This window comes from Bacillus sp. MMSF_3353 (assembly GCF_030733445.1).
Lineage (GTDB): Bacteria > Bacillota > Bacilli > Bacillales > Bacillaceae_G > Bacillus_A > Bacillus_A wiedmannii.
On the sequence record NZ_JASHJA010000056.1, the window covers coordinates 1 to 14,070 of the forward strand.

Here is a 14,070-nt window from a genome sequence, read left to right on the forward strand (position 1 = left end):
CCGATATATAATACTTCTAAAATAACATTCTATTATCATGGCCATTAGATTTATACGTCTTATATATACGAACTACATATAAGATGTGTATAAAAACACTTATCATTAAAGGCTTTATATACTTTCATATTAATTTCATGTCAATAAAATATTACCAAGAAATTTCATACATCCTATTTGAAAGACTTATATAAAAGACTTATAAATAAAACGTGTATATAACCCTAAAAAAAGAGTAATACTTCTTGAGTATTACTCTTTTAACTATATAGTTTTATATAAAACCCTTAGTTTATTAAACAGATCTTTATGATCCCGCTTCTTTTTTAATAACTCATTTTTCTGTTGGTTGTCTACAGAAAGGAAAGGGGATGTCAATGTCATGTTATATGTAGTTATTTCTTTTATTAATTCGGAAGTTATTTCTGAGATTTGTAGGAATAGCACATAAAATTGTGATTCATTTTCATTCATTTGATTCTCTTTGAAATTAAGTTCTACAAACTTGTCAGTATAACTTGTCAATTTCATATCAATATAATCACTATAACTAACATGTAAGGTCATGAAGCGATTAAACTCAGATGAACTATTTAATTTCTTTGTTAAGCATAGATGCACTAAATATATCCTATATACAGCTTTAAATGAAATAATATATTTAGTTCTTTTTTTTCTTAATTGGATGTATTCACCGTATCTGTTAATTAAATATCTTAATTTGTTAGATTTTATCCTTAATATTCTACTAACTTGTGAAGTATTGTAAATTTTATAAGGATCTAGAGCTGCAAACCGTAATGGAATTATCTCATATTCATTATTTAATGTGTTGGTTACCTTGTTATAAAGAAAGTCTGCTTCAAATTCACTTTGTATTATCTTTGTTATTAACCCATATTCTGTGTTCCAATTCCGCATTTTTTCACCCCTTAAATCAGATTGTAACATGCAAAATATGAAATATACACAATTTTCATTTACTTTATTATGTTTATTTACTTATTTCTTTTATGATGTAATTTTTCCTTCTGATAAATAAATACCTCTACAGAATTAAATGCAATTCCGTTTAATATTTAATTTCATCTATACAAAAGTATATTCACTGTACATTTTATCTATTTTTGATACTCTACACATATATGACGGAATACATATGTCGAACCCTTTTTTTATCATTAGAGTTCGTCATATGTCCTCTTATCACTGTCGAAATACATATGACGAACTCTGATAGCAAATTTTCACTTGATAACATTGTATTTTATTACTCACACCTGACGAAATAATATGTATCTCTAAACCAAGAGTCCATAAGGGATAATGGGTTGTTTTTTTGCAATCTTCAGCTAAAATATACACTAATCACTTTTATGTACTAAACTGCTTAATTTATCCAACATTAATTACTTTCATTACATGACAATTGCACTCGATTTTATGCAAGTTTCCGTATATTATTTCCATATCAAGGGAGTGTTTAAAATTGAAAAAATCATTTGATCATGCCGTTAAATATATCGTCGGAGAGAATGATCGTGGAGTTTATTTTAATCGTTCTGATATTTTTACAGTTTTATTTTTATATGAACAACGAACAGTATCTCAAATTCAATTACGAAAATTTTATGAATTGATACGTGGGGAGCCTATAAGTCGAACTACATTTTCATCCAAATTAACTAAGTGGGCTAAAATGAAAGTAATAAAAAAAGAAAATATAAGTGTGAGAAAAAAGCGTGGCTTCACACTGGATTTCGTTTCTATCGCTTCAAAGGGAGCAGAAATATTATATCGTTTAAAATTAATTACTGATCGCAATACCTCGTTTGTTACCAAAAGGCAATATGAACACAATATAGCTATTACACAATTTGTGCTAAATCTACTTGAAGCAGAATCCCAAAATGAACATACCGGTGCAATTGTAGGTGGTAACGGCGATTATCTTTTTCCACTAAGCTCAATTGTGAAGCAAAACTTACATTTACCCAACCTAATGTATTCTGATTCAAATGATGTTTACTTCTTATACGAAGATGAAGAGTATCGCGAAATGTTTCAGCCAGAACTTCAACCAGTTTCCTTCCAACAAGATTTACCTCAACTCGTTTATTCATTTCGTCCATCTAAAGAGTTTTATCCAGACTCAAAGGGAAACCCATTAATCATTCCTGATTGGGTTCTTACATGTAACGATTCTATTATCAATATTGAAGTTGATACAGGAACAGAAAACATTCCATTTCTAGAAAACAAACTGAAAAAATATCTTGATATCGCTGCTTCTAATCCGTCTAAACAGTTTTACGTGTTATTTTCAGTAATCGATGATTCCTATCACACAATTTCTACCTACAAAAAGAGGACTACACGTGTAACAAATTTAAAAAAAGCTTTCAGCAATATACCACGTTTAAGTGTAGTGAATAACCTAGATGTTTACGTATGTAACATGGGTGGATCGGAACTTGTAATAAACAATATTCTTCAAGAAATTCGCGAAATTAATAGTTTAAGCAAAAGTCATCTGCTCAAAAAAATCACAGAACGTTTGAACATAAATTCTTCTTTCCCTTATTCGGTAGAGTGGATATCTAATAAAAACGAAATGCAAGCGAAAGGGATTCAGCATTCTAAACTACTTGAGCTAACAGAAGACATTTTGGTATTACGAAAACAAGCACCTGATGAAGAAAAAAAATCTTTAGATTACTTAGAAATATTGTGTATATTAACAATACTTAAGGTAGGGGAGGTTAACACACACTTAAAATTACAACAATTATCAGGATTGTTGGCCATGCAAAATCAACACCGAACACTAAACCCAATTAAAATTTTGGGGATATATGAAGCGGATGAATTAGAGCATGGGCAGCAAGCCATTTTTACTGATCTGTATCACAATTCCATAGCACCAGAGAATATATTATTGGCTACTTCTGCTGAATTGCTTAATTTCACCGCTGCTTTTTATTCGTTAAAAGAGAGGGTGAAACAAGAATTTGGAGAATGCAGTTCAAAAGAATGCTGAACTCAATAATGCACCAGGTAATGGGGAGGATCCAAAAGCCGGAAAGAACAAAAAAAATTCCTATACAGTTACAATCGATCTTACAAAAAGCTGGAAATATCGTTTAGCAGCCCGCTCATCTTACTATGTTGTGACATTACTACTTCTGCTAGCTTGGTATTTTGCGTTTAGAGGAATTTATAAATATGCTTCTTTCTGGTCAATACAAATGGGGGCTCCATTACCTACTTTAAGTATCTTCGGTAATCCGTTTGAAACTAATTATTACATTGAAACCTTTTTTAGCTTTTGGATTTTAATTTATACTTGGCAACTATCAACCAAAGTTAAGACCTATCAGGAGATAAAGCGTAGATGGTTTATTTTTTCGATGATGTTAATTGGTATAGTTGCCCAGTACTTATGGGCGTTTAGTGTTCCATTAGCTAAGATATTTATTCCATTCTTACATTCGAAAGCTGGAGAAGTTTCACTAAATGACAAAGGATTAGAGGATACTATACTTTCAAATTTTAGTAATATCATGCACCTTGTATTTGCTATACCTGTAATTATTATTATTCTCGTACTCTTATGGCTCTTTAAGATTTTTTATGAACATAAAAAAGAGCTTTTAGATGAATTCGGAAAATGGGAATACGTATTTAAAATACCTGGTTGGATGCTTTCCTTTTTGAATGATGATCGTCAACGAAAACTTGCTACTTCATTACACAAGTTTTTCACTGAAAAAAACCCATCAAAATTGCCAGACCCTGATATCTTTCTTGGTCCTAATAGTGCAACACGGGAAATGGCAGTTATACAGGGTAAGTCTCTAACGCTTAATATAATGATCATCGGTAACATTGGTACAGGTAAATCAGCTGCACTTGGTTTACCAATTGCTAATCAAATTCTTGACTATATGGCTTCAATGATTAATAACTTTAAAACCTTATATGCAAGAAAAGATTATCATTCAGAGGATGTAAAAGGAACGCAGGTAAATGGTCTTACAGTTATCGAGCCATCTAATGACTTCTGTGAAAAGGTATATAACTTGGTATTGGCACACAAGATTCCCGAAAGTGTTATTTTCTATTTAGACCCAACAAATCCTGATACCCCTTCAATAAATTTCGTTCGTGGTCCAGTTGATAAAGTCGCTGAGATGTTATGTTCAGTATTAACAGGGCTCTCTGATAATGGAGCAGGAAATCCTTTCTTCGTTCAATCTGAGCGTTCTCATCTTAAACAACATATTTACTTGTTAAAACTCCATGATTCAAAATTTGAAGCTAGATTTGAACATTTAATTGATATGTATAATAATGCTAATCTCGTTTTTGAGATGCATCTCAAATTAAAAGAACGACTTCCAAATGATATTGAATCTATTCCAGATAGAGATGAACGAAACCATTGGCGCATAATGAAACAAGTAGATGAATGGTTTGATTTAAATTATGTTCCCGAAATTTCTGGTGGCCGTGGGGGAGGGGAAGTTGTTTATCATACTGAAGGGAAATACTATGGGCAACCTAAGATTATTGATAAACAAGAAACCTTCGTTCGTGGTTTACGAAACACATTAAATGATATTTCTGCTCAACCTCTGCTCCGTCGTGTTTTATGTGGTCCATCGAATTTTGATTTTGAGAAGCATTTGGAATTTGGAGGTATTCTGTTAGTCAATACAGCGAAAGGGGAACTTTCTGATCTATCTGATGTATTCGGTAAATTGTGTTTATATGCCGTACAGAATGCTGTTTTCCGTCGTAAGCCTAACATATCTCCTTACCATCCTGTTTTAGTCGATGAGTTTGCGGATTACATTTATAAAGCATTTAAAAGTTTTCCTGCTCAATCACGGAAATATAAAGCACCTTTAATTGTTATTGCACAAACAATTAGTCAATTGGCAATTGAACATGGCCCAAGATTCATGGATATCCTGTTAGGAACATTTCGTAACAAACTTGTTTATGGTGATGTTACTAATGAAGACGCTAAATTGTTTAGTAAGCTAATGGGGACGAAAACAATTTATGAGGCACGTGAAGGTGATCAAGAAATTGATATGGTAACAGCAGAAACGAAAACACAAAGTACACGTAGAACATCCTACTCTTATTCGAAACTAGAGGTACCCATTCTTTCTGAAAATGATATCTTAATTCAAAAAGCATTCCAGTGTGCTGCTAAAATTGTAAAAGATAATGCTCCACAAGGAGGAATACAAGTAAATGCTAACTTTGTTCCTGCCTCTGAGTTTAAAACAGCTAAGATTCAAGTTGATGCAGAAGCAGCTGCTTACTGGTTAAAAATTCGTGAAGAGTCATTGAATACGGAAATTAAATATGAGGATTATGTCACAGATACGAATGTTGATAGTGAAGAAGCTGTAATTGAGGAATTGAGTACACCTAAAACAGCACCTACTGCAATAGAAGGCTGGTTACAAACGTTAAATCCTGATACTTACGATTTTTATACTAATGAAGATGATACTGACAATGAAGGAGAGTTAACTAATAGTCAGTCTGTGCAAGATTACTCAAGAAATTCTGCTCCTAATCTAGAAAAGGAAAGCACTACAGCATCAATTGCTACTTCTAATACAACAGAATCCGCAAAAATTAATAAAGTAATGGATGTTCAAAAAGAAAATGTACCAGATACAAGTAAACATAGAGAACCTATTGAACTTAACACCAAAGCACCAGTTATTACTGAAACTCCAATAGAAGTGCCAAGGGCGAAGCATACACCACAATATAGAGAACCTGCTTACACATCAACTGTTACCCATAATCAGCAGGAACAGGAAATTCAACGAACTGCAGAAATCAATGGTAAAAATACAACATCTAACTTAACAATGCAGTGGTTACAACAAATGGCTGCTACTGTTCCTCAAGATGATGAAAATACATTACCTTTTGATGAAATGGAAGGTGGCTCTCGTCTTCACAATCGTAAAGTAGCAGAAGTAACTCCAGAAAGTGCGGCAATTAAGGATAAACTCAGTCAATATATCGAAGGTGACATTAATCATGATTGATACATTAAGCATATAGCGAATATTTCTACTGGTAAAAAGGTGTGGGTCGTAAACTCATACCTTTTTATTATTTCATATGTAACTTCCCCCAAGGAGACCATTTCTTTATGCTAAAATTTAATTAAGTTTGTGAAGAACCAGAAAATGGATTATATAATAAGGGTTGGAGGAATGACAGTGGAGATTGCCAAATTAAATTTGCCCATGGATAGTATGCACTTTTTACTTAATCATCAAATTAAAGGAAATGAATTCGAATGTCTCAATGTAGAATTTTACACCTATTCAAATGGTTTTCTTTTAGATGTAGTGGAATGGACAAAACAAAATGATTTTTCTTTATCGATATTGGATAAAGAATATATTAAAGCATTTTTAGCGAGTTTAGGGAAGTTTAAACCATACCTTGTTATCGGGAGTAATATGGATTCAGGTAATCTAATTACTATCTACCAGCCCACAGGAGAAATATATGAGCTAGAACATGAAATTACGGAAAGAGTAGAAAGATATTTTGTTAATTCTTCTATAGAGAAAATGCATTCCTGCTTCAATTACTTTAAAAAGTATTGGGTTCAGCTAGTAGAGCAGGGGCACTACAAAGATTGTAATCTAATAAGGACTTTTCATGATTTGAAGAACAAATTAGTGGAGTTTGATACTAACATATTAATAAATGATGATAACTACAATAGACAATTTTGGAATTCCTTATATCACGGCAAGTTAAACTTCTTTTTGAAAAAGTCAAACAAAATATAGATTATTTCTAATGGGGATACTTCGTGAAATAAACTTTATATGAAAGTAAAAACGATTTTTTAAGAAACAAAAGCCGTTAATGGGTTATCTCCTTACTGTTTAAAACATTCACTAAATAAAAAACAGTAAGGAGTAGTTTCTTAATCCCGCATTGCACCTGCTTCTCGGGAAGTCATTGCGCCTTGTCCTTCTCTTACATCATTTTGAATTTCTTGTTTCACTTTTTGTGCATCAGTTTCTGCAAAATTTGGTTTCATAATAGAACCAGACGTTTCTATATCTTCTTTATCATGTTGCATACAAACCCTCCTGACTTTAACATTTGCCAACCTTATTATGTACAAAAGTACACATGATATCCACCGAGTAATCGAGTGCGTTTATGGATTAATACGGACAGATATGAAGTTGGCAGAAAGGGGCTATTTAAAAACAACGGCTATTTTACCTAAAAAGCTGATATTAGAAATTCAAAAGTATGTTCCAGGAGAAATAATATATATTCCTAAACCTAAAACCTCTCATCAGAGACGGGGTATACGTTCTGGGACAAGAAAGCTGATCGATGACAGAAATGCTTCTATTAAACGGTAGAACGATTAATCAAATAGCTGATGAATATCACCTCTCCATTGAAACAATCAAAAAATTGTCTACTCTAAATAAATAAAAAGGATACACTTATGAAATGATGCTCATTGTTTTTTCTTATGGCGAATTTGTTTCTTAGTCATTTCCTGCATTTTATATCATTCGCCAATTGTGTAATGTTAAGGGAAATGACAGAAGAAAGGAAGGATGTACAAATGAGGATAGTAAAAAACGGAACATTGCAAGTACTTGGAGCAAGCATCTACTATGAGGTGCGTGGCTCAGGTCCAATTCTTCTTTTGATCCATGGTGGGGGTGGTGATGCCGACAAGTTCCATAATATCGCCGACCATCTTGCTAAATGGTATACCGTTGTTACTTACGATCGTCGTGGTCATTCCCGTAGCAACCTCGTCAATAAAACTGAGGATTATCATGTGCACACACATAGCGAAGACGCTCACCTGCTGCTAGCTAATCTGACCAATGAACCGGCTTATGTATTCGGAAGTAGTTCTGGTGCTGTCATCGGACTTGATCTGTGCATACGCCATCCTGAGCAGGTACAGTTACTAATCCCACACGAGCCGGTTTTATTACAACTTTTACCTGAAAATGAGTTGAAGCAGGCTATAAATTTCATGGAAGACCTTAAGACAAATCATCAAAGTGAGGTCATAAAGTTATTGTCAAATATTGATGATAGCAATTTCGGACTATCGAAGGATATGCTAACAGAGCGACTACTCGGTAATTCGACTTATTTCACTGAGTATGAAATCCCGGGAATTCTCAGCTATACTTTAAATATCAATGCATTAAAGACCCCATTAAAACCTACATCGATACAGGTACGTTCAGCCGGCGGAAGTACTTCACGAGAATTTTTTCCTTACCATTGCGCAGTCAACTTAGCAGAACACCTCGGAACAGAATTCGTAGAGTTTCCCGGACACCATGTGGGCTATAACACAGTGCATCATAAAGAGTTTGCTGAGAGGTTACACGACGTTCTTGAGAATTAATTAGGAAACGTATCAATGGGTAAGGTATGAGCACAATGGCGCGTATAGATATCAACAGCAGAATATGAACAAACTAAAAAGAAGCAGTTACCTCTCCATTTAAAGGTATCTGCTTCTCTTTACATAGACTCTATAATCATTTGTCTTTCATACCACTTGTTTAGCTTTTCATTAACACTTTTTGAAATACGCTTCATTTTGTTATTACAGAATCTTGAAAGCGTAGCAGGGGATAAACCTATTTCATCTGCTATCTCACGCATTGTTTTATTTTGATGCATATGCTGATACATAATTTTTTCTCGTATCACATCTTCTGATCCTTGAGGAGTTTGTTTTACTGTCTCTGCAATATAATGGTCCTCCTGCTTCTCTTGCATACCTATTACTTTTTTCTTTACCATACTATCTATATTATCCATCAATTCTTTTGGTGGTAAGATAATGATTCCTAATTTGGAGTAGTAATTCTTAAACCAATTACGTTCTCCTATCCTTGTTTCATCCAATTCCTCTGCATACGCCCAATGTGAAATGACACATTCTTTTTCTAAATCAATTAAAACACTTTCTAGTTGTTCACGAATTCGAGTTGGGCGACCCTTTGTAGTTGTAATACCCATTACAGATAGTAGACCTTTTTCCCCACCAATGGAGTATGGTCTTTTTAAAGTACTGTATTGTTGACGGATTCGCCACTGCCAGGATAAATAACGTATTAAACGTTTATGAAACTTGTGTCTATAGCTATTATACTCTAATGCTTTTTTCGATAATAAAGCAGTTGTGCTATTAGACCCATACAAATAGCCCGATAAGAAACTACCTGGTTTAATCTTACAGGATTCTATCCCCATATATTCATTAGTATTCTTATCTCTCCATAACACTACAGAGTCCAGTACGAATAGTCTCTTGATTACTTCACGTTTTACTTCAAATTTTTCCCCAGTTTCAGCTTGATCGTTCAATACTACAACTTCATTATCATCATTCAAATAAATAAAGATGCTTGCTAACGCTGCAATACGTTGTGCTACCTTTATCTTATCTTCTGCACGATAATACTCTACACCGTTTGCTGATGCTTTTGGCATATTACATAATTCCAATACATTCTCATAACTAAAATCTATGAATTCATCTGGAGATTTAGCTTGATTTAACCATTGTATTGTAATGGTATCCAAACAATCTGCTGTAAGATCATCCATATTACTAATTACTCCATCAACCAATATAGACCATCTTTCTGCTTCATTTGTATTCACTAATCTCAAATCCTCATCTTTATGTGAAGATAGTTGTGCAACTCCGCTTGAATTTTTTGTTTCTAATGGCAGTACCGTTTTTGCTGCTGCTTCATCTTCTTCAAACTGATTTTTTGCTATTCCATCACGTAATTGATAGTACATTGCGTCATTTGATACAGGATAATATTCGTCAGGTATATCTGCTATATACTCTTTTATATGACCATGTTCAGGATTTAAAATTTGAGTTGGTTCAACTGCTTCAAACTTTTCTCCAAACTCTTGTTCAATGATTTTATCTAATACATTTTGAATCTCAATTTTATATTTATCTAGATTCGCATAAATGTTCAACAACGATATTCCTTGTTCTTGTTTCTGCCCCAGCCAAGAAACAAGTGTTGAGAATGAAGGGGATATATTAGCTGATGTTACTAATTTATCGTGATTCTCTTGTACTTCGTTATAATATTTTTGCCATTTGGCCCATAACTGCTTATTTTCTTCATAGATTGGAGCAGCAAGTAGGAGGGCATCACTGAACAATACTAATACTTTCTCCATATTTAAGTACCTCCTAACAATGTTAATAACCAATATAATATAAATCCTAACACTATGAAACCTCATAGCTATATGATGGCTACATAACCTTTAAGTTGAAATGTTATCTGAATAATCCGCACAATTGTTGATTTTTACTCTTTTTATTGTGGATCATTTAAATTCTCTTTACTTGTCTTTAATTATATAAAACTGCTTCTATTTGTAAAATCACTACTTTACAATACAATTTCAATTTTTAAAAGTAAATTAGTTAAATACACTGATTTTTTGCTTAACGACTAGAAACTTGTTACTTTAGGTCACAACTTAAATACGCCAGCTGCTTCTTACTTGAAACTGCATAGCTTTATCATGGCTATTAACTCTTATTTGAAACTATATAGCTTTATCGTGGCTATTATTTCTTACTTGAAACTATGTAGCCTTATCGCGGCTATTACTTCTTATTTGAAATTGTATAGCTTTATCGTGGCTATTAACTCTTATTTGAAACTATATAGCTTTATCGTGGCTATAAGCCCTTATTTGAAATTGTATAGCTTTATCATGGCTATTACTTCTTATTTGAAACTATGTAGCCTTATCATGGCTATTACTTCTTACTTTTAATAATGAATAGCTTTATCATGGCTACAATTTCGTAATTTATGAAACGTTATAGCTATATGATGGCTACAACGTTGAAAAAATGAAACGAGAATATCCTGAAAATCATTTGACTAAAAATTTTTTTATTCTATGTAAATTAGTAATAAACGTTGATATAAAGCCATTTCATAAAATATGAAAGAAAAAACGCTAAAATCATTATAGCTATATGATGGCTACAACTTTCACTTTGAAAATCCAAACAACCTATATGTACCAAGAGTTACAGCAGTTTTTAATAAAATATAACTTGTTTTAAAAACATGAAACGTTATAGCTATATGATGGCAGGAAACATGAAACGAACTGAAACGTTTATAGCTATATGATGGCTACAACTTTCACTTTGAAAATCCAAAAAACCTATATGTACCAAGGGTTACAGCAGTTTTCAATAAAATATAACTTGTTTTAAAAACATGAAACGTTATAGCTATATGATGGCTACAACGTTCAAACGGAATTGGATGAAAACCCTATAAAATCAATGGTTTCAGAGGATTTCTCCCACTATATACTACGTTTCATATTCAAAAAACTTCATAGCCCTATGGTGGCAACAAACTTTTTTTCATGAAACGTCAAACCCCTTGTCGCACAAGGGATAGAGGCACGTTTCATTTTTTTGTTTTTTCTCTTAAAGGGACAGATTTCACCAGTATTCGATTTGATATAATCAAAAATGATAATTTATATCTAATTGTGGGGAAAACTGCAACTTAATATATAAGGAGGTGAAAAAGATGGCAAAACCTTTCGTTATAAAGAACAAACGTAGTTTGAATGGTGAAACAACAACACCGGTAATTGTAACAATTAAATCATGGCAAAAGTTAGTAGAAGCTTTAGAAGGTAAGTATTACAGTTTTAAAGATACTTATTTAGAAGACATTGTGAAGTCAATGTCCTATGAAGAACGAATTGCAGATGAAGAGGGATTTGTTGCTAAAGCAAAGCCATCTTTTTCACTGAAAATGAAAAAGATTGTAGATAAAGTAAGTGAATTTGATAAAAACGAAGGCAGAAAACATAAGCTATATGGAATTACAAATGCTGATTTAGAAGTATTTCTATTTCTTCATAAAAAATGTAATACATATGGTGAGCTTTCGCATGTATCGATCCACATGCTTTGGGAAGATTATAAAAATTATAAAGAAGCATTTGCACATATTCACCACTCACAATTTTATGTGGCTTTGAAGAAATTAAGCTTCCATAACATCATTACAATCGAAAATGAGTACAGTGGTAAATATAAAATCATCTTAAATGATTTTATGAATAAGGAAACAAATAAAGCAAATGCCTATACATTTATTAGCCCGATAGTATTTACCAAAGAATTCTTTGAGTTATCCATTGCAGCTAAGAAACTATTCATGGATGTAGCAATGCAGCAGAAACGCGAAACTACCCTGAAACGTTCTTTATTCAAAGTTGACGAACAAGGAAACTCAACACACTTTGGTGGTATGTATCGTTACTTACATAAGAAATACCCACATCAGATTCGTGCTGTACTTGAGGAACTAGAAACAAAACTATCTGCTACCGGATCTCCTTTATTTAAAATTTGCAAGTTAGAAAAAGGGAAGAAGAATAAAAAGCAATACACAACATTGCATTTATCTGTGCATCCTGATTTCTTATGCGCGAAAGAAGAAGGAGCAGAATACCGTGATCCATTTACACCACGAGATACATATAAGCGTAAAGTTAAATTTATAGAAAACTTGTTAGTTGAAATGAATATTGCTGAATTTGCCAAGGATATGAACCAATTCATTAATGTTTTAAAACACTCTTGTCACCGTCAAATTCGCCAAGTAGTTCGTGGTTTACGAGAAATGATTGATCGACAAGAAGGATATCCTAAAAAGCTTGTTTATACACTAAGTAAATTATTAAAGCAATCTTCTCAATATCGTGTATTAGACACAGCTGCTAAAACTGGAATTTATCCTTTAATTACACACAATGTACCTAAACATGAACAAGAAGAGGCCATTTTTAAATTTGGTACTCATTTTGCTATATACTCTTTACGTAATGTTCAAAAGCTATTCCGTAAAGCGCATGACCTGCTTCATGCGAAATATGCTGTACCTGTAACTATAGATACTTATCATCGTAATTACCTGCAGTATCAAGAAGAATCACTATTTAGAAAGTATGCTTATGAGCAAGGCGTAAACATTAACGCATATACAGCATTAGAAATTGAAATACGCGAACTCTTAAAGTCTAGTGGGCATAAGGGAAATCAAATCCCTAGTGAAATTCGTGAACTGTTCATTGAAAAAATTGATAAATTGCCGAAGGAAAAGATTCGTGTAATTGAGGTCCCTGAAGACTTTAATTTAATTCAGTTTCTACAGTCCTTAGAAGCATATTACCGTTCAACAAGTGAAGTACCACATACGGTTGATCAGCTGCTTCCAGCAATGTAATGATACAGCTCTCTATTTTTGAAAAAAACAAAAGTGGAGGGCTATTCGTGTTGGAGATAACTTGTGGAGTGTATTACTTCAAGCAAAGTAGAGAGTCAGTTTTCAAATTTAATGATCACAACTCTCTATTTTTTATGCAATTACATACAGTGCATGTGAAACAAAATGAGATATTCACAATTTTTAAGTTATTAAATCTGAATTTTTAATCTTTTCCTATCATTTCACCTACAAAAAAGCAGAAATATTTATTATTATTCTGTTGATATCTTAATAAATTTGATCTGATGTGTATAAGATATAGCCATAAGTACTGTTCTTATCATGTTCTATCTCTTAATCTACTTAAAATCAGAAAAACATCTGTTAATTCTGTTTAAAAAGTGGATACTGTTCCTAACTTTGACCAATTTGTTAATAAATTGTGTGTAGTTTTTTTATAAATGTGGAAAATTTGTTCGTAAGTCATCAGAATTTACATTTATTATTTATTCTTTTACTTGCATCAAATTAACGATGATTATATGTAGTTTTTATATACCTACTTTACGATATTTTGTAGTTTTTAATCATCATCCAGCTCATTAAGTACATTCCCAGTATTTACTTTTTATGATTTTTTACGGCTAGAGTAATGATGAACCCTTAGCATAGCAATGTTTTAAGACGATTTTTTCTCTGTATA

8 protein-coding genes and 1 pseudogene are annotated in these 14,070 nt (G+C 32.7%); 6 read left to right on the forward strand and 3 right to left on the reverse strand.

The window, feature by feature from the left end; genetic code table 11:
* Positions 1–264 precede the first annotated feature (264 nt).
* On the reverse strand, positions 265–951 hold the full coding sequence (locus RBB48_RS30565; protein WP_306008749.1) for a hypothetical protein: 687 nt from the start codon (positions 949–951) through the stop codon (positions 265–267).
* Positions 952–1,489: 538 nt separating this feature from the next.
* On the opposite strand from RBB48_RS30565, the gene RBB48_RS30570 reads away from it, so the two are divergent.
* The 3 genes from RBB48_RS30570 (at position 1,490) to RBB48_RS30580 (ending at position 6,848) form a co-directional block, all read left to right on the forward strand.
* The gene (locus tag RBB48_RS30570; protein WP_306008750.1) at positions 1,490–3,040 is read left to right on the forward strand and encodes a replication-relaxation family protein; all 1,551 of its coding nucleotides are present in this window, start codon (positions 1,490–1,492) and stop codon (positions 3,038–3,040) included.
* Entirely contained in the window at positions 3,012–6,086 is a 3,075-nt protein-coding gene (locus RBB48_RS30575) for a type IV secretory system conjugative DNA transfer family protein (RefSeq protein WP_306008751.1), read from the forward strand. Before RBB48_RS30570 ends, RBB48_RS30575 begins: the two co-directional genes overlap by 29 nt.
* 171 nt (positions 6,087–6,257) lie before the next feature.
* Complete coding sequence (locus RBB48_RS30580; RefSeq protein ID WP_306008752.1) at positions 6,258–6,848, forward strand: hypothetical protein; 591 nt, start codon at positions 6,258–6,260, stop codon at positions 6,846–6,848.
* A 140-nt stretch (positions 6,849–6,988) separates the two neighbouring features.
* Here RBB48_RS30580 and RBB48_RS30585 read toward each other — a convergent pair whose 3' ends face one another.
* On the reverse strand, positions 6,989–7,147 hold the full coding sequence (locus tag RBB48_RS30585; RefSeq protein ID WP_306008753.1) for a hypothetical protein: 159 nt from the start codon (positions 7,145–7,147) through the stop codon (positions 6,989–6,991).
* A gap of 103 nt (positions 7,148–7,250) precedes the next feature.
* Here RBB48_RS30585 and RBB48_RS30590 point away from each other — a divergent pair.
* Both RBB48_RS30590 and RBB48_RS30595 read left to right on the forward strand, forming a co-directional pair.
* Positions 7,251–7,518: pseudogene (locus RBB48_RS30590) on the forward strand (CD3324 family protein).
* Between the two features lie 136 nt (positions 7,519–7,654).
* Positions 7,655–8,464 carry an alpha/beta fold hydrolase gene (locus tag RBB48_RS30595; RefSeq protein WP_306008754.1) on the forward strand — a complete coding sequence of 270 codons (810 nt, stop codon included), beginning with the start codon at positions 7,655–7,657 and terminating at the stop codon, positions 8,462–8,464.
* 119 nt (positions 8,465–8,583) lie between these two features.
* Here the strand turns inward: RBB48_RS30595 and RBB48_RS30600 are convergent, their stop codons facing one another.
* The gene (locus RBB48_RS30600; RefSeq protein WP_306008755.1) at positions 8,584–10,281 is read right to left on the reverse strand and encodes a helix-turn-helix domain-containing protein; all 1,698 of its coding nucleotides are present in this window, start codon (positions 10,279–10,281) and stop codon (positions 8,584–8,586) included.
* A 1,394-nt stretch (positions 10,282–11,675) separates the two neighbouring features.
* Here RBB48_RS30600 and RBB48_RS30605 point away from each other — a divergent pair.
* Positions 11,676–13,385, forward strand: coding sequence for a hypothetical protein (locus tag RBB48_RS30605; protein WP_097890865.1), 1,710 nt, complete (start codon positions 11,676–11,678; stop codon positions 13,383–13,385).
* Positions 13,386–14,070 lie beyond the last annotated feature (685 nt).

Excerpts from the sequence above, each read along its gene's own strand:
- RBB48_RS30565 (WP_306008749.1), bottom strand. The coding sequence starts at position 951 with ATGTTACAATCTGATTTAAGGGGTGAAAAAATGCGGAATTGGAACACA.
- RBB48_RS30580 (WP_306008752.1), top strand. The coding sequence starts at position 6,258 with ATGACAGTGGAGATTGCCAAATTAAATTTGCCCATGGATAGTATGCAC.
- RBB48_RS30585 (WP_306008753.1), bottom strand. The coding sequence starts at position 7,147 with ATGCAACATGATAAAGAAGATATAGAAACGTCTGGTTCTATTATGAAA.
- RBB48_RS30595 (WP_306008754.1), top strand. The coding sequence starts at position 7,655 with ATGAGGATAGTAAAAAACGGAACATTGCAAGTACTTGGAGCAAGCATC.
- RBB48_RS30600 (WP_306008755.1), bottom strand. The coding sequence starts at position 10,281 with ATGGAGAAAGTATTAGTATTGTTCAGTGATGCCCTCCTACTTGCTGCT.
- RBB48_RS30605 (WP_097890865.1), top strand. The coding sequence starts at position 11,676 with ATGGCAAAACCTTTCGTTATAAAGAACAAACGTAGTTTGAATGGTGAA.